Source organism: Thermoactinomyces sp. CICC 10522 (assembly GCF_016055075.1).
Taxonomy (GTDB): domain Bacteria; phylum Bacillota; class Bacilli; order Thermoactinomycetales; family Thermoactinomycetaceae; genus Thermoactinomyces_A; species Thermoactinomyces_A daqus.
Window position 1 is genome coordinate 100,522 of sequence record NZ_JAECVY010000004.1, and the last position, 18,552, is coordinate 119,073.

The 18,552-nt window shown below is 51.0% G+C and carries 18 protein-coding genes; 3 read left to right on the top strand and 15 right to left on the bottom strand.

Going from position 1 to position 18,552, the window contains the following annotated elements; genetic code table 11:
* Positions 1–70: 70 nt before the first annotated feature.
* From rho to I8U18_RS08260, 7 genes are all read right to left on the bottom strand, one after another.
* Positions 71–1,345 (bottom strand): transcription termination factor Rho, encoded by a 1,275-nt coding sequence (gene rho, locus I8U18_RS08230; RefSeq protein ID WP_033100554.1) that lies wholly within the window; start codon positions 1,343–1,345, stop codon positions 71–73.
* A 62-nt stretch (positions 1,346–1,407) separates the two neighbouring features.
* Positions 1,408–2,370 (bottom strand): class II fructose-bisphosphatase, encoded by a 963-nt coding sequence (gene glpX / locus I8U18_RS08235; RefSeq protein ID WP_033100419.1) that lies wholly within the window; start codon positions 2,368–2,370, stop codon positions 1,408–1,410.
* Positions 2,371–2,735: 365 nt separating this feature from the next.
* The gene (gene fsa, locus I8U18_RS08240) at positions 2,736–3,383 is read right to left on the bottom strand and encodes a fructose-6-phosphate aldolase (RefSeq protein ID WP_198064678.1); all 648 of its coding nucleotides are present in this window, start codon (positions 3,381–3,383) and stop codon (positions 2,736–2,738) included.
* Positions 3,384–3,462: 79 nt separating this feature from the next.
* Complete coding sequence (fba, locus tag I8U18_RS08245; RefSeq protein ID WP_033100421.1) at positions 3,463–4,317, bottom strand: class II fructose-1,6-bisphosphate aldolase; 855 nt, start codon at positions 4,315–4,317, stop codon at positions 3,463–3,465.
* A gap of 86 nt (positions 4,318–4,403) precedes the next feature.
* Positions 4,404–5,228, bottom strand: a complete 825-nt coding sequence (kce, locus tag I8U18_RS08250; protein ID WP_033100422.1) for a 3-keto-5-aminohexanoate cleavage enzyme — start codon at positions 5,226–5,228, stop codon at positions 4,404–4,406.
* A gap of 31 nt (positions 5,229–5,259) precedes the next feature.
* A complete protein-coding gene (gene kal / locus I8U18_RS08255) occupies positions 5,260–5,637 on the bottom strand; it encodes a 3-aminobutyryl-CoA ammonia lyase (protein WP_198059378.1) in 378 nt (125 codons plus the stop codon).
* 22 nt (positions 5,638–5,659) lie between these two features.
* Positions 5,660–6,028 (bottom strand): response regulator, encoded by a 369-nt coding sequence (locus tag I8U18_RS08260; protein WP_198064679.1) that lies wholly within the window; start codon positions 6,026–6,028, stop codon positions 5,660–5,662.
* 167 nt (positions 6,029–6,195) lie between these two features.
* Between I8U18_RS08260 and I8U18_RS08265 the strand changes: the two genes are divergently transcribed.
* A complete protein-coding gene (locus I8U18_RS08265; RefSeq protein WP_198059377.1) occupies positions 6,196–6,720 on the top strand; it encodes a GrpB family protein in 525 nt (174 codons plus the stop codon).
* A 21-nt stretch (positions 6,721–6,741) separates the two neighbouring features.
* Here the strand turns inward: I8U18_RS08265 and kapD are convergent, their stop codons facing one another.
* A complete protein-coding gene (gene kapD, locus I8U18_RS08270; protein ID WP_033100425.1) occupies positions 6,742–7,344 on the bottom strand; it encodes a 3'-5' exonuclease KapD in 603 nt (200 codons plus the stop codon).
* A gap of 271 nt (positions 7,345–7,615) precedes the next feature.
* Here kapD and I8U18_RS08275 point away from each other — a divergent pair, with 271 nt between their 5' ends.
* A complete protein-coding gene (locus I8U18_RS08275; protein ID WP_033100426.1) occupies positions 7,616–8,065 on the top strand; it encodes an SRPBCC family protein in 450 nt (149 codons plus the stop codon).
* A gap of 556 nt (positions 8,066–8,621) precedes the next feature.
* On the opposite strand, the gene I8U18_RS08280 is transcribed toward I8U18_RS08275, so the two are convergent.
* Positions 8,622–9,125 (bottom strand): GNAT family N-acetyltransferase, encoded by a 504-nt coding sequence (locus I8U18_RS08280; protein ID WP_033100427.1) that lies wholly within the window; start codon positions 9,123–9,125, stop codon positions 8,622–8,624.
* Positions 9,126–9,376: 251 nt separating this feature from the next.
* Here I8U18_RS08280 and I8U18_RS08285 point away from each other — a divergent pair, with 251 nt between their 5' ends.
* The gene (locus I8U18_RS08285) at positions 9,377–10,567 is read left to right on the top strand and encodes an MFS transporter (RefSeq protein WP_052154092.1); all 1,191 of its coding nucleotides are present in this window, start codon (positions 9,377–9,379) and stop codon (positions 10,565–10,567) included.
* Positions 10,568–10,618: 51 nt separating this feature from the next.
* Here the strand turns inward: I8U18_RS08285 and I8U18_RS08290 are convergent, their stop codons facing one another.
* From I8U18_RS08290 to meaB, 6 genes are all read right to left on the bottom strand, one after another.
* Complete coding sequence (locus I8U18_RS08290) at positions 10,619–10,927, bottom strand: cytochrome C oxidase subunit IV family protein (RefSeq protein WP_198055558.1); 309 nt, start codon at positions 10,925–10,927, stop codon at positions 10,619–10,621.
* A 155-nt stretch (positions 10,928–11,082) separates the two neighbouring features.
* A complete protein-coding gene (locus I8U18_RS08295) occupies positions 11,083–12,702 on the bottom strand; it encodes a CTP synthase (RefSeq protein ID WP_198055559.1) in 1,620 nt (539 codons plus the stop codon).
* A 140-nt stretch (positions 12,703–12,842) separates the two neighbouring features.
* Positions 12,843–13,307 carry a DNA-directed RNA polymerase subunit delta gene (rpoE, locus tag I8U18_RS08300; protein ID WP_232336338.1) on the bottom strand — a complete coding sequence of 155 codons (465 nt, stop codon included), beginning with the start codon at positions 13,305–13,307 and terminating at the stop codon, positions 12,843–12,845.
* A 396-nt stretch (positions 13,308–13,703) separates the two neighbouring features.
* Positions 13,704–16,946 (bottom strand): fused isobutyryl-CoA mutase/GTPase IcmF, encoded by a 3,243-nt coding sequence (gene icmF / locus I8U18_RS08305; protein ID WP_198055560.1) that lies wholly within the window; start codon positions 16,944–16,946, stop codon positions 13,704–13,706.
* Entirely contained in the window at positions 16,924–17,583 is a 660-nt protein-coding gene (locus I8U18_RS08310; RefSeq protein WP_033100431.1) for a TetR/AcrR family transcriptional regulator, read from the bottom strand. Before I8U18_RS08310 ends, icmF begins: the two co-directional genes overlap by 23 nt.
* A 12-nt stretch (positions 17,584–17,595) precedes the next feature.
* The gene (gene meaB / locus I8U18_RS08315) at positions 17,596–18,534 is read right to left on the bottom strand and encodes a methylmalonyl Co-A mutase-associated GTPase MeaB (RefSeq protein ID WP_033100432.1); all 939 of its coding nucleotides are present in this window, start codon (positions 18,532–18,534) and stop codon (positions 17,596–17,598) included.
* Positions 18,535–18,552 lie beyond the last annotated feature (18 nt).

An 18,552-nucleotide genomic window follows, 5' to 3' on the forward strand; every position in this document is an offset into this window, starting at 1 on the left:
TCATAAAGATGAAATTTGGGTAATCAACCCGGTATCATCCTTATGCGGGAAAATTGAGTGATATGACAGTTCAGGAAACAGATGTGGTCGGTCGGAGAGATTTCGGTTCCAGCGAAGCGAGAAACTCTTCATTCGTTTTTGTTTTTTTGAGTTTTTTGATCAGCGCTTCCGCATATTCAGGAGAATCGTTGATCGATTTGCGCAGTTGCCAAAGCTTTTCCAATTCGCCTTTGCTAAGCAGAAGCTCTTCGCGGCGGGTACCGGAACGGCGAATGTCGATCGCCGGAAAAACTCTGCGTTCGGCCAGTTTCCGGTCAAGATGCAATTCCAGATTTCCCGTTCCTTTAAACTCCTCGTAGATCACATCGTCCATGCGCGATCCCGTATCCACCAAAGCCGTGGCCAAAATGGTCAAGCTTCCGCCTTCTTCCACATTGCGGGCAGCACCGAAAAAGCGTTTTGGACGGTGAAGAGCCGCCGGATCAATCCCGCCGGATAAGGTGCGTCCGCTCGGAGGGATGACCAGGTTGTAAGCACGAGCCAAACGGGTGATACTGTCGAGCAGGATCACGACATCTTTTTTGTGCTCCACCAGCCTTTGCGCCCGTTCCAGCACCAGTTCCGCCACCTTAATGTGATTTTCCGGCAATTCATCAAAAGTGGAACTGACCACTTCCGCATCGACTGACCGCTGCATGTCGGTCACTTCTTCGGGACGTTCATCGATCAGAAGCACAAACAGTTCGATTTGGGGATAATTCTCCGTGATGCTGTTGGCAATTTCCTTTAAAAGCATCGTTTTCCCCGCTTTTGGCTGGGCTACAATCAAGCCGCGCTGCCCCAATCCGACCGGGGCGATCAAATCCATCATCCGGGTGGAAATCCGTTCCGGAGTCGTTTCCAAGATGAGGCGCTCTTGCGGATAAAGCGGTGTGAGTGCTGCAAAATGAAGCCGTTCCGCCGCTACGTTGGGATCTTCCCCATTTACAGCTTCCACGTGGAGCAATCCGAAGTAGCGCTCATTTTCTTTGGGCGGCCTTACTTTACCGGAGACCAGGTCACCGGTCCGCAAATCGAAACGGCGAATCTGCGAGGCAGAGATGTAGATATCCTCTGAGGAAGGGAGAAAGTTAATCGGGCGCAAAAAACCGTAGCCTTCCGGCAGAACATCGAGAACGCCTTCCATAAACATCAGGCCGTCGCGTTCGGCTTTTGCTTTTAAAATGGCAAAAATCAGTTCTTTCTTTTTCATCTGCGAGTAATAAGGAATCTGATATTCTTTCGCCAGTTTGTACAAATCAACCAACCGGCGGTTTTCCAGCTCGCTCAGCGTGAGCTCCTCCATGGATTGCATCACCACTCGATTCTTGTAAAATAGTCCCCTCCCAAAACAGGGGGAGGGCTCAATTATAGAATAAGATTCGGTTTTTTCTCAAGACGGTGTGTTCCTTCCATAAACCGAACCGTTCCCGTTTTGGCCCGCATGACGACAGAATGGGTTTTTGCCAGATTCCCCTGATAGCGAACCCCTTTCAAGAGTTCCCCGTCGGTCACTCCCGTGGCCGCAAAAATCGCGTCATCTCCCTTGACAAGATCCTCCATGCGCAATACTTTATTCGGATCTTTCAATCCCATGCTGACGCACCGGTTGAACTGCTCCTCATCTTCCGGAAGCAGGCGTCCCTGGATTTCTCCTCCCAGGCATTTCAGCGCCACCGCGGCCAAAACTCCTTCCGGTGCACCGCCGGAACCAAACAAAATATCAACGCCCGTGTCGGGGAAAGCCGTATGGATCGCTGCAGCCACATCCCCGTCAGGAATCAGTTTTATCCTTGCCCCTGCTTTGCGAATCTCCTCAATCAATTTTGCATGGCGGGGACGATCCAGCACAACCGCGACCAGATCCTCGATATCTTTTCCTGACGCTTTAGCAACCGCCTTCAAATTATCCTCCACCGGGGCGTCAATGTCCACCTTGCCCACCGCTTTGGGTCCAACCGCGATTTTATCCATGTACATATCGGGAGCATGAAGCAGACAGCCGCGATTGGCTACGGCAACCACAGAAATCGCGTTCCACAAACCTTTGGCCACGATATTGGTTCCTTCAAGCGGATCAACGGCCACGTCCACCTCCGGCAAATAACCCAGCCCCAACCGTTCCCCGATATAAAGCATCGGCGCCTCATCCATTTCGCCTTCTCCGATCACCACGGTTCCACGCATCGGAATTGTGTCAAAAACGGTACGCATCGCTTCCGTTGCGGCACTGTCCGCCTCGTCTTTTTTGCCAAATCCCATCCAGCGAGCCGAAGCAATCGCCGCCGCTTCTGTCACGCGAACGATTTCCATCGTCAAGCTTCTTTCCACTTTAACCTACCTCCCGTAGCCTTTTATACTTTCGCTTCATGGTATCACATTACCAAAAATAGAGTAACATATTTATGATTATGTTACATCCTATTTAACCGGTGCGGGAACGGCACAGGGAAAAGTGGCATGATGAAAGCGGATCGGCCGGGACAATTTGGCAAGTGGCGGCAGTAATTACGGGTGTGGGGAAAAGCGAGAGGATTCGGTCGGGCGAAAACATCCCCCGTCAAGGTTATTTCGCCTCTGACGCCGGAAATCCTTTTCATCAGAAGGATCCCGTATAAAAATAAAAGGCCATGTTGGAAAAAAAGGAAGGGGAAAACTGGCGACAGGATTGATCGCCTGCCGCCAGTTAAAAAAAGTTACGCTTTCGTCGCTTTTTTCCAATCGGCTTCAAATTTTTCAATTCCTTGGTCGGTCAACGGATGATGCACGATTTGCTCAATCACTTTAAACGGGACGGTTGCAATGTGTGCTCCGCTCAGGGCGGCTTGTGTCACATGCATCGGGTGGCGGATGCTGGCGGCAATGATCTCCGTGTCAATGCCATGGATTCCAAAGATCTCTGCAACGTCCTGAATCAGTTCCAACCCGTCCTGTCCGATATCATCCAGGCGCCCGACAAACGGGCTGACAAAAGTAGCCCCGGCCCTGGCAGCCATTAGCGCCTGGTTCGCGGAAAAGATCAAGGTTACATTGGTTTTGATTCCTTTTTTGGCAAAGTGGTGAACCGCTTTTAACCCTTCGGTCGTCATCGGAATTTTAATCGTCACATTTTCCGACAACTGAGCCAAGCGTTCTCCCTCTTCAATCATGCCTCGCGCCTCGCGGCTGATCACCTCGGCGCTTACCGGGCCGTCAACAATGCCGAGAATTTCCTTGAGGACTTCTTCAAAGACGCGCCCTGATTTGGCAACCAAACTTGGGTTCGTGGTCACGCCCGCCAAAAGGCCCCATTCATTCACTTCGCGGATCTCGTCAACAATCGCGGTATCCAAGAAAAATTTCATCATCCATTCCTCCAAACTCTGATAAGTCGATCACAGGCCCGGATGGTCCAGTAAATCGTTCCGCGACCAAATTAAAAGCTTATGCCCTGCCCGAGCTGCCAAACAGGCGCATTTTGCCTTTGACAACTTCTTTCATCGCTTCACGGGCAGGACCCAGATATTTGCGCGGATCAATCATATTCGGATTTTGATCCAACAGTTCACGGACGACTTTCACCATCGCCACTTGGTTCTCGGTGTTTACATTGATCTTGCCTACGCCGGCGGCAATCGCCTTTTTAATCGATTCGTCCGGAACGCCGGAACCGCCGTGAAGCACGATCGGCGCCTCGATGCTGCTCGCCACTTTTTCAATGATGTCATAGCGGATTTTCGGTTCCCCTTTGTACATCCCGTGCGCCGTTCCAACCGCTATCGCCAGGGCATCGACGCGTGTTTCTTCCCAGAAGCGGATGGCCTCTTCCGGATTAGCCAGATGAGCATCTTCTTCGGCTACTTCGAGATCATCTTCCACCCCGCCGATCGTTCCGAGTTCGGCTTCGACAGAGACGCCGACAGCATGGGCTGCTTCAACGACTTTTTTGGTCAGGCGAATATTTTCTTCAAAAGGATAATGGGAACCATCAAACATAACAGAGGAGAAACCTGCGCGGATACACTTCATCACGACATCAAAGCTGCTTCCGTGGTCAAGGTGAAGGGCGACGGGAACACCGGATTCTTTGGCGGCTACTTTGGCAAGGGCGACGACATTGTCCAAACCCATATAGCGGATTGCACCTTCACTTGCACCAAAGATAAAGGGTGAGCGCTCTTCTGCGGCTGCAGCGGCGATCGCTTGAACGAACTCAAGGTTATTCATATTGAATTGCCCTACGGCAAAACCCTCTTTTTTCGCTTGGGGCAAAAAAGCATTCATTGATACGAGTGGCATATGTAAGCCTCCTTTTTAAACCTGTATTTTATCATTTTGTCATTATAGCACTAGATATTGGAATTGGGTAGAAATCATCTCGATCATTAATAAAATTTACTTTTCGTTAAATGCAAAATTTGCCTTGCTTCATCCGGTGATGCGATCTCACGCCCCAGTTCCTTGGCAATACGTGCCACCCGCTTCACCAATTGCGCATTGGTTGCCAATTCCCCTTTTTTATAATAAATGTTGTCTTCCAAGCCAACGCGAACATGACCGCCCAAGACAATACCGAGGGTCGCCATCGGCAACTGATGCCGGCCGATCCCTGCCACCGTCCATGTTGCCCCCTCCGGCAGCTGGTGCACCAGATGCAGCAAATTCTCCGCCGTAGCGGGAATCGCTCCCGGCACACCCATGACGAAATCAAAATGAAGATGCCCAGTGAAAAAACCCTTGTTGACCAAATGCATCGCGTTAGCTATCATTCCCACATCGAAGATTTCAAATTCAGCACGGACCCCGTAACGTTCAAACTCTTCGGCAAAAGCGAGCAACTGTTCCGGCGTATTCATAAACACATCCTGCCCAAAATTAACCGTTCCCGTGGTCAATGTGGCCATCTCCGGACGCAAAGTCAGCGGTTGCATTCTCTCTTCGGCTGTCATTCCCACGGCGCCGCCGGTTGAAACCTGGATAATAATGTCAGTCCGCTTTTCGATCTCTTCGATCGCCCGGCGATAGAGCTCCTTGGATTGCGATGGCGCCCCGTTTTCATCCCGCACATGAATATGGGCGATTGCCGCCCCCGCTTCCCGCGCCTCCAATGCGGCCTGGCCGATCTCTTCCGGGGTGATGGGCAGGTACGGAGTATCGTCGCGCGTCACTTCCGCTCCGACCAACGCTGCCGTGATCATCAATTTTGACATCTCTTTCCCCTCCGAACACAAAAAAGTCAGCCTATCTGCCTTTTGGTACTACACAGGTGCCCGAAGCACGAGCGACCAAAAGGGGCTGCTCCAACACCTGAGCCCGGTAGGGGCGATCAGGGTCAACCCCGGCCTCAATCACTTTATATGCCTCAAAAGCAATCTTGCGGCTGGTATTTCCCACCCTTTCCAAACGGCCAATCGCCTCAATGAAATCGCCGGCATGAACAGGCGCGAGAAACTCCACCAGGTCGTAAGCGACAAACAAACCTTCATCCCCGTCGTGCCGAATCAGGATCTCGGTTGCGACATCGCCGAACAAGGACATGACCCGCGCCCCGTCAACCAAATTCCCCCCGTAGTGCGCATCGGTCTGGCTCATGCGCAGTCGAATTTTCGCTTCAATCATCTCGCCACTCCTTTGCCGATTCTTAAGATGCCAGTTGCCGAATCACTTCCATTCGCAGTTCTTCAATGTCAAAAGGCTTTGTAAAATGGGTAACCGCCCCCAGCCGGCTGGCCTCGGCCACCATGTCCAGTTCACCGTAAGCGGTCATCATGATCACTTTCGCTTTATTTCCAAACTGCCGGATCCGTCGCAACAGTTCCAGACCATCCATCCCTGGCATCTTCATATCCAATAATATGAGATCGGGCTTTTCCAATTGTATGATTTCAAGTGCCTGCTTGCCGTTGGCCGCCTGAAAAAACTCAAGATCATCCTTGGAGAAAACTTCCTTCAACAGCAAACGGATGCCATATTGATCATCCACGACCAGTACCTTTTTGTTTTGAGCCAACCGCGAAACCTCCCCCGCACCGTCAATTTTCTTTTCACCTGAATAAAGGCAAATGAAAACGATAATATTGACTATTATTTTTTTATCGATCTGCCCATTTCCTGCAAATCAAGAGGAAAATTTGACTTATAATGAACTTGGGTAATTAAGGTAAATGGGGGAAAGCCATGCGGAAAGTGATCGTCACGCCCTACAATCCTCGCTGGCCGGAGCAATTTGCCGCCGAAGCGAAAAAAATCAAAGAAGCGCTGGGTCCGGAAGCAGTCTGCATCCATCACATCGGCAGCACCGCGGTCCCCGGTCTGGCCGCCAAACCGATTATCGACCTGATCCCCGTTGTCAACGACATTGAAAAAATCGATAAACTGACCGGAAACATGAAGGCAATCGGATATGTGCCGATGGGGGAATACGGAATTCCGGGCAGACGCTACTTTTTTAAGGGAAGCGAGCAGGTACACACCCATCACGTTCACATCTTTGCCCGGGGCAATCCCGAGATCACGCGGCATCTCGCCTTCCGTGACTACTTGCGCGCCCATCCCGATGAAGCAAGGCGCTATGCCGAGTTGAAAATCAATCTGGCAAAGCAATATCCTGCTTCCATCGAGCATTACATTTCCGGGAAAAACGACTTGATCAAGGAATTGGAGCAAAAAGCGATGCGGTGGTGGGAGACAGGCAAGCGCTGATCAGCGACAGGCTCCCGCCGCTTAAGCCCTGACGCGGGTTAAATCGACAAAATCCCCGATGCGATTTTTCGCTTTATTGTACAAGTACTGTTTATCCCGCTGCAGATACTGAAAGATCTCAAACGTCATGAGCGCGTCCTCCAAAGCGCGATGGTGTTTTCGTTTCTCCTTTTTGCCGTATTGCTCAAGCGCCTTGGTCAATCCGGTCTGATTCCGCTCGCCGTAAAAGCGCATGTATTCAATCGACAAATCTCTTTCCCGCCCTTCAAATGGAAAAGGAATATTCCAATACCGGCAGGATTTGCGCAAGACGACCATATCCATGTTTCCCCACGTCACAACAACCGTTGAACCCAACCGATAAAAAGAATGAAGGGTTTGAATCAGTTCCCGAAAGGTAATTCCCTGATCCACATCTTCCTGGCAAATCTGCAGAAATCGCTTGCACCTCTCGGTCAGGGTCGGATTGATTTCCGGTTTGACAAACGAACGATACTGGCGGATAATCTTTCCGTCTTCCACCAGCACCACACCCGCTTCAATGATTTCCGGGAAGTGAGTCCTCTCTTTTTCCGTCTTCTCCGGCATGGTAAATTCAAAGTCGATAAACAGAAGACGCTCCACCTCATAACCTCCTGCAACCCGGTCACCGGTCTTTTTCTGTAAAAGTTTGTTGCCGGCAAGGATTGGGACACCCTACAGCGACATTCCCGATGGCGTTGATGCCCCATCCCCGTCCGCCAAGCCTCATCTCCGGTTTTTTCCGACAAAACATGATCGTTTTTTGTCGGGCAAGCAGGCGACACATTCGCGTGAAAATGTGTTATAAGATAATTAAACAGTCGATGAAAACCAATCTCACTTTTCTCAACTACTACATAAGCGGAGGGGAAAAATGATCCTCACTCAACAGTTGGATATAGGCGTTTCGATTGATCAAGCATTTTCCTGGATTTACGATACCGATAAACAAAAGAAGTGGATAAGCGGACTGATCGATACCGTTTGGTTAACACCGTTTGACCCCGAAAACCCCGTGGGAAGCCAATTTAAAAGACAGTTCCGGCAAGATCATCAACTGCTGGAGCTGGAAGGGGAAGTGATCGAATTTTACTCTCCCAATATCTATGGGGTGCGCATCAACGATTCCCGCCTTCCATATGAAGAGATTTTCCGTCTAGAACCCCTGACCCCCCAAAGCTGCCGCCTGCATTACAAACGCATGATCACATCCCGAAGCCTGCTGTCGCGGGCGGTCGCATCGATGATGCTGATGTCGGCACGGGTGAAAATAAAAAAGCAACTGAAAAACTTGGTTTATCTCATTGAAACCGGGGGCAAATAGCCCCTTTTTGCACGAACATGCCAAAAAATCCCTGATTCTACTCTTATGTATGCAGACGGTCCGGGAGATAATACTTCAGTTGCTTTTTCCTTTGGTCTTCACTATCTTTTTCTCACTTATATACAAAAAATCCTTTATATTAGTTAGATTTATTCCGGCGTGTGAAGTTGCATCCTATCGGAGGGAGAAGTTGACCCCGGACTCTTGCCGCCTCATCCCCAATCTCCGGGCGCAAATGGAACTCTCTTCGGTCAAAAATCCCATCCGCGTGATCCCCCCTCCGTTTGATGCATTTGCCTCCCGGCGGAGACAGATGCCACTTGCTTGCAATCAGATAAAATTGAAAATGAATAACTGTTTTTTAAAAAGACCTATAAAAATCCTTAGAGTCACAAAATAAAACATGTTAGAATGAATCATGAAAACGGAGGCTTGCGTCCATTTCAACCGGCCGTTAAACTCGCGGGGAACGAAGAGGTGCTGCCCGCAGCCCGCCCTGCGACACTTTCACAGAAAAACAGCAACCGGATGTCCCACGGTTGCTGCTCGTTTGTGTTCAGTGAAGCACTTTTTCATAGGCGACAAAAGGGCGATCAAAATCGGGAAAATAAAACTCCCCTCTTTTCTCATAACCTTGAGATTCATAAAGGTTCATCGCCCGCTGATTGGTTGTTTTCGTATCGAGGCGAATACTTGTATACCCCTTTTCACGGGCAAAGTTTTCAATCTCCTGAACCAGCTTTTTGGCAATCCCCTGCCCCTGAAAAACCGGGTTGACGCATAAACGGTGAACAGCGAGATATTGGCCCGACCGGTCGCGCCATGATATTTCGTCATACTCCGGCGGAATAAACCGGTCAAGCGTCACGGCGGCGGCCACTTTTCCGTCTTTTTGCATCAGGTACAAGTGACCTTGTCTCAGATCTTCACTTATAATGTCGCGGTTGGGGTAATCCTGATTCCATTGGTATATGTTGTTCTTCGCCATCACTTTTTTTACATCTTCAAACATGTGCACAATTTCTTCCAGTTGTTCCGGCTGGGCTGTTGTCAACTGCATCCTACTTATCCTTTCTCGATGAAATATCAGGCATGTTCATTTCATGATCTGCAGGGAGACCGAAGGGAATTTTTCGTCTGATGGCGTTGACCGCCTTTTTCGCCGGCTGCGGATCCGAATTCCCCGGCACAGCTCGCTCCCCTGCCATGGCAACCTGCCTGCCGACAGATGGTTGGATCATGCACTATATATTTTTCCACATCCATATAAAAAAACACTTTTTGCCAAATCAGACAAAGAGAGGACTACCCATGAATTCTGTAACAAAAAGACGCACTCTTTTATCCATAACCCTGGTTTATTTTCTGGCTTATTTCGCCCTCGGTGCATTCTCCACTTTATTCGGCGTGTACCTGAAAGAGGAAATTCAACTATCCGGAACCCAAACCGGGCTGATCCTCTCCATCGGCCCGATTGTCATGTTGTTCACCCAGCCCTTGTGGGGGTTTTTAAGCGATTATACGCGCAAACCCCGCCAGTTGCTCATGCTCTCCATTATCGTTACCGGTCTGCTCGGACTTTTGTTTCTCTTTTTCGACCGATACTTTCTCATTTTTGCCGCCGCGATCCTGCTGGCCGTGTTTCAGGCGGCAATCAACCCGCTTACCGACAGTCTGACCCTGAACTACACGTCGAAAAACGGGCTGAATTACGGGCGATTCCGCCTGTGGGGTGCAGCCGGCTTCGCTTTTGCCGCCTGGGTCAGCGGTACGTTGGCGGAAATGTTCGGCCTGAAGGTCATCTTTTTCGCTTTTGCCTTCAGTCTGTGGATCAGCGCCATCTTCGCCTGGTTCATGCCGCGTGAAGGGGAATTCCGGCGGGCCGAAGTGGGCAAAGGGCTGGTCAAACTGATGCGAATGCCCCGCTTTCTTATTTTCCTGACCGCCAGTTTTTGCGTCATGGGACCACTCCTGGCCCACAACTCCTACTTCGGCCTGTATTACCAGGCAATCGGGGGAACAGTGGCCGGGGTCGGCTTTTGTTTTTTGCTGGGGGCGGGCAGCGAAATCCCGATTTGGAATACCTCGGGCAAATGGATTGAAAAACACGGCCCTCATCTGATGGCGATTTGTGCCGGTGTCATCGGCGCGATTCGCTGGTTTTTCTATTCGTTTGACTTGCCGCTGGCCTGGGTGATCATTCTCACCCTGACACAGGGGCTGACGATCGGCATTTTTTTCCCTGCCTCTTTGATTTACATCCAGTCGGTTGCGCCCCCCGAAGTGAGAACAACCGCCGTTTCTCTCAACGCCGCGATGACGTCCGGTTTGGGGAACTGGTTTTTCGTCCTTATCGGCGGCATGATTTTGGACGCCTTTGGCATTTTTTCCGTGTACCGCTTTTTCAGCCTGTTTACATTCATCGGGGTGATCCTGATCGCCGGACTGGCCTTGACGAAAAAAAAGCCGCCCTCAACAGAGCTGGCAGCAAAGGAAAAATGAAACCCATTCAAAAAAGGTGGCTGCCAGTATCGCCACCTTTTGCCTTCTTTATTACATCAAGATGATTCCCACCGCTGAAATCACGGCGATCAACAGACCGAGAGCGAAAAAGAGAATTACGATGCCATAGCCTCTTTGCGCCAGATGCATAAAGGTGAAAAGTTGCAGGATCACTTGCAGGATGGCCAAAATCAGGATGATCCAGAAAGTCTGTTCCAGACTAAGTTTATTCTCCCCGATAATCCAGAAGGCGATCGCCGTAAACAGGATCATCCAAACGAAGGAAAATACATGTTTCCAGGGAGATTCCCGCTTCACCCTTTTTTCCGGCTCCCTCTGTCTCACCCAATCCGGCTGCATCGTCCATCCCTCCCGAACCGAACGTTCAGCTTGGTTAAAAGAAAGCGGCCGATCCTACACTTCATCTTTCATTTTAAACTATTTACAATTATCTGACAAGTGATGACCGCACAAAAGAACCCGGAAAACGATCCGGGCTCCGTCCATTGTGAACTTTATACATTTACCTGTTCTTTCAGTTTGCTGTTCAATGCTGCTTTGACAAACTCACGGAACAGAGGTTGCGGCCGGTTGGGGCGGGAGATGAATTCCGGATGGAACTGGGAAGCGACAAACCACGGATGGTGGTCATACTCAACGATTTCCACCAAACGGCCGTCCGGTGAGGTTCCCGAAAAACGATATCCCGCTTTCTCCATCTGTTCGCGGTATTCATTGTTAAACTCATAGCGGTGGCGATGCCGTTCATAGACCAAATCTTTCCCGTAAGCCTGATGAGCGCGGCTGTTTTGCTCCAGTTTGCACGGATACAGACCCAGCCTCATCGTGCCGCCTTTATCTTCGATTTCTTTTTGTTCCGGCAGCAGGTCAATAATCGGGTACGGGGTGGACGGGTCAATTTCTGAGCTGTGCGCCCCTTCCAATCCGAGTACGTTGCGTGCCCCCTCGACACAAGCCATCTGCATACCGAGGCAAATCCCCAGGAACGGAATTTTGTTCTCCCGGGCGTAACGGGTGGCTACCAGTTTCCCTTCAATCCCGCGGTCGCCGAAGCCGCCGGGCACGAGGATGCCATCCACATCTCCGAGCAACTCATCCACATTTTGCTCGGTCACGTCTTCGGAATTGACCCATTTCACCTCAATGTCGGTGTCCCGTTCAAACCCGGCATGGCGCAGTGCCTCCACCACGCTCATATAAGCATCATGCAAGGCTACATATTTGCCGACGATGGCGATCCGGGTCGTATGGGTCAGGTTTTTCACTTTTTCCACCAGGCGAATCCAATCGGTCATATCCGCTTTTCCGCATTCAAGCCCCAAATGCCGGACCACGATTTCGTCCAATCCCTCTTCCTGAATCATCAACGGAACTTCATACAGCGTTTCCGCATCGCGGGCCTCGATCACCGCTTCCCGGTCGATATCGCAGAAAAGGGCGATCTTCCGCTTCAATTCCTCGGACAGCGGGTGTTCCGTGCGGCACACAATCACATTGGGCTGGATGCCGATGCTGCGCAATTCCTTGACACTGTGTTGCGTCGGTTTTGTTTTTAACTCACCGCTCGCCTTCAGCATCGGAACCAATGTGCAGTGAATATACATTACATTTTTGCGCCCGACATCGCTTTTGATCTGGCGAATCGCCTCCAGGAACGGCAAACTTTCGATATCGCCGACCGTCCCCCCGATTTCCGTAATCACCACATCGGCACCTGTTTCCCGTGCCGCCCGGAAGACGCGATCCTTGATTTCATTGGTAATATGGGGAATCACCTGCACGGTTCCGCCCAGATAATCACCGCGCCGTTCTTTATTGATCACGGCAGAGTAAATTTTTCCCGTGGTCACGTTGCTGTTTTTGCTGAGGTTAATATCGATAAAGCGTTCATAATGGCCCAGGTCCAAATCGGTCTCGGCCCCGTCATCCGTCACGAACACTTCGCCATGCTGATAAGGACTCATCGTACCGGGATCGACGTTAATGTACGGGTCAAATTTTTGAATGGTTACTTTCAGGCCGCGATTCTTGAGTAATCGTCCCAATGAGGAAGCCGTGATTCCCTTGCCCAGTGAGGAAACCACACCTCCGGTTACAAAAATATATTTCGCCATAATGATCTTCCCTCCAAAAATAGGATGCCCCAGTTATCAAAAAATAGAAAAGAGCGCCCCCGATTTAGGGGCGCTCTTTTGAATCCGTTCATAATGAGCCCAAAAAATAATTTATCGTAGGCACGTTTTCTTGTCAAGGCTTAAAGCTCTTCGTCATCGTCTCCGTTTTCCGTCTCATCATCCAATTCCCCGAACGGATTGTCTTCATCGTCGTCCAAGGGGAGATCGAGATCATCTTCGTCCATGGCATCGAGATCGTAATCCTCGTCCTCATCTTCATAAAGATCACTGTCCAATTCGTCGTCCAGGTCATCCTCTTTGATGTTCCCGGCCACAGCCGAATCCGTAGCCTGCTCGATCGGATACCATTCACGAAGCCCCCACAAATTCCGTCCCACACAGACAAAACGGCCGTCAATGTTGATTTCCGTATAGAGCTGCGCAATGTATCTTGTGAAATCTTCTTCGGTAAATCCTTTGATCTTGGCGATTTCATCCATGATCTCCCGGTAGATCATCGCGTCGCCTTTTTCCTTCAACAGGTTGTAGGCCAAATCTACCATGGCGGTTTCTCTGATCTTCTCCAAAGCGAGGTTGTCACTCAAGCTGGACACATCCTTCCCAAATATAGGTCGTCCCGTAGAATCCCTATTTTTCTCGTACAACTATTTTATCCAAAAACCGGGGGAAGTCAACCAAAAGAAGGGATTATCGCTATTCAGCGCCCCCTTTCTTTTACAAATTCGCGATTGCCCCTGTTTATGCCTTCATATCTTCTGCCAACACACCTGTCAGCCTGAATCCTGTCTTTGTTTTGACAGCAAAAAAAGGGCCTCTGTATAAGGCCCTCAGCATGTTTACAAAATCCTGAAACAGGATTCCACCGGTTCTTGATGCTTCCCTGCTCCTTCATCGAAAAACCGCGGGAAAAAGCACCAAGCCCCTTCCCTTCAGTTCCGCAAATTTACCCGACAGCCTCAGGGAACCATTGATGGCCCGGTTCACATATTCCGGCGATATTGTCCGCCCACCTCGTACAAAGCATGGGTAATCTGCCCGAGGCTGGCCACTTTCACCGTTTCCATCAATTCAGCAAACAGATTCCCATTCTCTCTTGCCACTTGTTTCAATCTGGCCAGCGCTTTTTCAGCCGCTTCGCGATTTTTCTCCTGAAAAGCACGCAGGTTGGCGATTTGCCTTTCTTTTTCCTCCGGTGTCGCCCGGGAAAGTTCAAGCTCATAATCCTCCGGCGGATTGGGGTTTTCAAACGTATTGACCCCGATAATCGGCAATTCCCCCGAATGCTTCTTCGTCTCATAATAGAGAGACTCTTCCTGGATCTTGCTGCGTTGATACTGCGTCTCCATCGCCCCGAGCACTCCGCCGCGGTCACTGATGCGCTCAAATTCTTTGAGAACGGCTTCTTCAACCAGATCGGTCAACTCATCGATTATAAAGGAACCCTGGAGGGGGTTTTCATTCTTGGCCAGCCCCAGCTCTTTGGTGATAATCAGTTGAATCGCCATGGCGCGGCGCACGGATTCCTCCGTCGGGGTGGTAATCGCCTCATCATAGGCATTGGTATGGAGCGAATTGCACTGATCATAAATAGCCATCAGGGCTTGCAGCGTCGTGCGGATATCGTTAAAGTCGATTTCCTGCGCGTGCAGGGAGCGGCCCGATGTTTGAATATGATACTTTAACTTTTGACTCCGCTCACCCGCCCCGTAGAGGTGCTTCATGACGATGGCCCAAATGCGCCGGGCCACACGGCCGATCACCGAATACTCAGCATCCATTCCGTTGCTGAAAAAGAACGAGAGGTTGGGTGCAAAATCATCGATCTTCATCCCGCGGCTGAGGTAATATTCCACATAGGTAAAAGCGTTGGCCAGGGTGAAGGCCAGCTGGGTGATCGGATTGGCCCCGGCTTCGGCGATATGATAACCGCTGATGCTGACGGAATAGTAATTGCGAATGCCGTAGTCGATGAAATACTGCTGGATGTCACCCATCATCTTTAAAGCGAACTCCGTGGAAAAAATACAGGTATTTTGCCCCTGATCCTCTTTCAGGATGTCCGCCTGCACCGTTCCGCGCACCCGCTTCAGCGTCTCCCGCTTGATCTTTTCCCTTTCCTCCTCCGTCGGCTCCCGCCCTTCGGTGGAACGGAACTTTTCGATTTGTTGTTCAATCGCCGTATTAAAATACATCGCGAGCAAAATCGGCGCCGGGCCGTTAATCGTCATTGACACGCTCGTGTTGGGCGCACACAGATCAAAACCGGCGTACAGTTTCTTCATATCTTCCAAGGTACAAATACTAACCCCGGATTCCCCGACTTTCCCGTAAATGTCCGGCCGCTCATCCGGGTCTTCCCCATACAGCGTCACACTGTCAAAAGCAGTGGACAGCCGCTTCGCCTGATCATTTTTCGATAAATAGTGAAAGCGCTTATTGGTTCGCTCCGGCGATCCCTCACCGGCGAACTGCCTCTTAGGGTCCTCATCGGTTCGCTTGAACGGGAAAACCCCGGCAGTAAACGGGAAGTAGCCAGGCAGGTTTTCTTTGTGCAACCAGCGAAGGATTTCGCCCCAGTCCTTAAAACGGGGCAGAGCCACTTTGGGAATCATCGTCCCCGAAAGCGTTTCGGTATACAGGGGAACACGGATCTCCTTCCCGCGAATCCGGGTGACGAACTGCTCCTGCCGATAAGCTTTCATCATTTCCGGCCAGTTTTTAAGCGCTTCCTTGTTCTCCGGAGTGAGTTTTGCCTCGACCTCTTTAATCTTTTGCTCCAGCCTCTCCCGGACGGAGGCATCTTCTTCATCCTGCAAGACAGCCTTGCTTCCCTCCAGTTGATAGAGACGGCTTGCCCATTCCGCCTGGCGCTCGGACTGCTGATGGTATTTGCGAACGGTTCCCGCGATTTCGCGCAGGTAATGGGTTCGCTCCGGCGGTATAATATAGTGAATGTTGAGATCCCCGCTCACGGTCATTTCAGATTGCCAGTCGACTCCGCATTTTTGCCTGATTTTATCGATCAGGGCGCGATAAAACCGATTGGTGCCCGGATCGTGGAAACGGCTGGCCATCGTCCCATAAACCGGAATTTCCTCATCAGGAGCCTCGAATAATTTATGATTGCGCCGGTATTGTTTCTTCACGTCGCGCAGCGCATCTTCGGAACCCTTGCGGTCAAATTTGTTGATGGCGACCAGATCGGCATAATCCAGCATCTCGATTTTTTCCAACTGGGACGGTGCGCCGTATTCCGAAGTCATCACATAGACGGAGACATCGCTGACCTGAATCACATCGGCATTTCCCTGCCCGATTCCACTTGTCTCAACAATGATGAAATCATAGCCGGCCCGTTTTAACACACGGATCGCCCCGCGAATCCCTCCGCTCAGTTCGGAACGGGTGCGCCGCGTGGCCAGGCTTCGCATATAGACCCGGGGATGATGCACGGAATTCATGCGGATACGGTCTCCCAGCAACGCACCGCCCGTTTTTTGTTTCGATGGATCGACCGACAGGATCGCCACTTTTTTTTCCGGAAAATCTCCGAGAAAACGGCGTACCAGCTCATCGGTCAACGAACTTTTTCCCGCTCCGCCGGTTCCCGTGATTCCGACGACGGGGATCACCTTTTCCTCTTCCTCCCCGATCTCTTCCAGAAGCGAAGACGCCGTTTGCCGCCATTGCTCGTTTTCGGCCGCTTCTTCAACCAGCGTGATCAACCGGGCAATCTCTTTTTTATCCCCGGTTTTCAAGGCATTCATTTCCCAGGAAACGTTCTCAATCGTCGAAAAATCGCACTGCCGCACCATAAACTCGATCATTCCCATCAGGCCCATGTCGCGGCCATCTTGCGGGGAAAAGATCTTGCATACGCCATATTCCTCCAACTCTCGTATTTCCCGGGGAATAATAACGCCCCCGCCTCCGCCGAAGACGCGGATATGGGCAGCGCCTCTCTTTTTTAGCAAATCAATCATATATTTAAAAAACTCGATGTGTCCGCCCTGATAGGAAGAAACGGCGATTCCCTGTACATCTTCCTGTATGGCCGCTTCCACGATCTCATCGACGGATCGGTTGTGTCCGAGATGAATCACTTCCACACCTGAATCTTGCAAAAGGCGGCGAAACAGGTTGATGGATGCATCATGTCCGTCAAACAGGCTCGCTGCCGTTATAAACCGAATGGCATGCTTAGGTTGCGCTGGTTTTCCCATCCGTCTTTCCTCCCGTTGTCAGATCGCCGAGAAGCAGGCTCATCTGCCGCTCGGTAAATTCCTCCAACCCATAGTGCTTCCCGACCGCCCAATGGCGGAACGTCCACATCTGGCCGATCACGATGATATTATGGGCCATCAGTTTGACGGAGGAAGGATCGATCTGAATCGTTCCATCTTCCATCCCTTTTTGCAAAATCCGCTCAAAAATCCCGGTGATTTCCTCTTCTTTCCGCAACACATATTTCATCTTGTCTTTCGGGAGCGATTTCGTTTCCTGATAAATCAGCAAAACGAGCGGCCGCATCTCTTCCATCACTCTGAACAGCTGCTTTAATCCCTTGGAGAGAGAAACGGCTCCCTGATCCTCTTCCGCAACCACTCTGCGCAAACGATCTTCCAATTCCGAATGGATATATTCACAAACAAGATACAAAACATCTTCCTTGCTCTGAATATATTCATACATCGTCCCGATCGACAATCCGCATTCTCTCGCGATTTCCCGCGTTGTCGTTTTATGGAACCCTTTCTCCACAAACAAACGCACTGCTCCCTCGATGATCTGGGCCCGCCGCTGTTCGATCAGGCGCTGATCCTTGATCATCGAGGGAATCAGTTCGGAATTCTTTTTCATCTCCTCACCTCTCTAGTCGAATCGGACACGCCTTAACCATTCACGCGCAGCGGAAATCGGGCTTTTCTGCCGGGAAACCACCTGGGAAAGCTCATGCTGCCAGTCAGGGGAAGCGAGCGATTCCGCCAGTTTTTGCCCGAGCAAATCCTGCACCAGCTCCTTCAGCTCCAACTCAGCCTGACGCTGCCGCCTTCGCCTCCTCTCACCGGTTTGCTCAAGAAAGCGGCGATGCTCCTCCAGCTTTTCCCATAACAGCACCAGTCCTTCTTCCCTGGTCGCGATGGTTTTGACAATGGGAGGACGCCAGGGGAGATCAGGCTTCAGATCGAGCATGCGTTCAATTTCCTCCGCAAGGCGATGCGAACCCGGCAAATCCGCTTTGTTGATCACAAAAAGATCGGCGATTTCCATAATGCCCGCTTTAAAAACCTGAACGACATCCCCCGCTGTCGGATTGAGCACCAGGGAAACAGAATCCGCCGCATGCATCACATCCAATTCCGCCTGCCCCACCCCGACCGTTTCCAGCAGCACCAGATCATATCCCGCCGCATCCAGCACTTTCACAGCATCCTTTGCCGCCCGGCACAATCCGCCCAGGCTGCCGCGGCTGCCCATGCTGCGAATAAATACGCCCTCATCCAGGGAATGTCCGGTCATGCGGACGCGGTCACCCAAAATGGCGCCTCCGGAAAAAGGACTGGTCGGGTCGATGGCTATGACCGCCACAGTCATCCCTTTTTGTCTGAGATAACGGATTAACCCGTTCATGAGCGAGCTTTTGCCGGCACCGGGAGACCCAGTAATGCCGAGCACATACGCCTGCCCGGTATGCGGGAAAAGAGCCTCAAGCAATTGCTCCCGCTCCGGGTCCCCGTTTTCAATGCGGCTGATTACGCGGGCAATGTACCGTTTGTCCTTTTCTTTCAAGCGCCTGATCAAATCGGCCACTTTCCGTCCCTCCCGGCC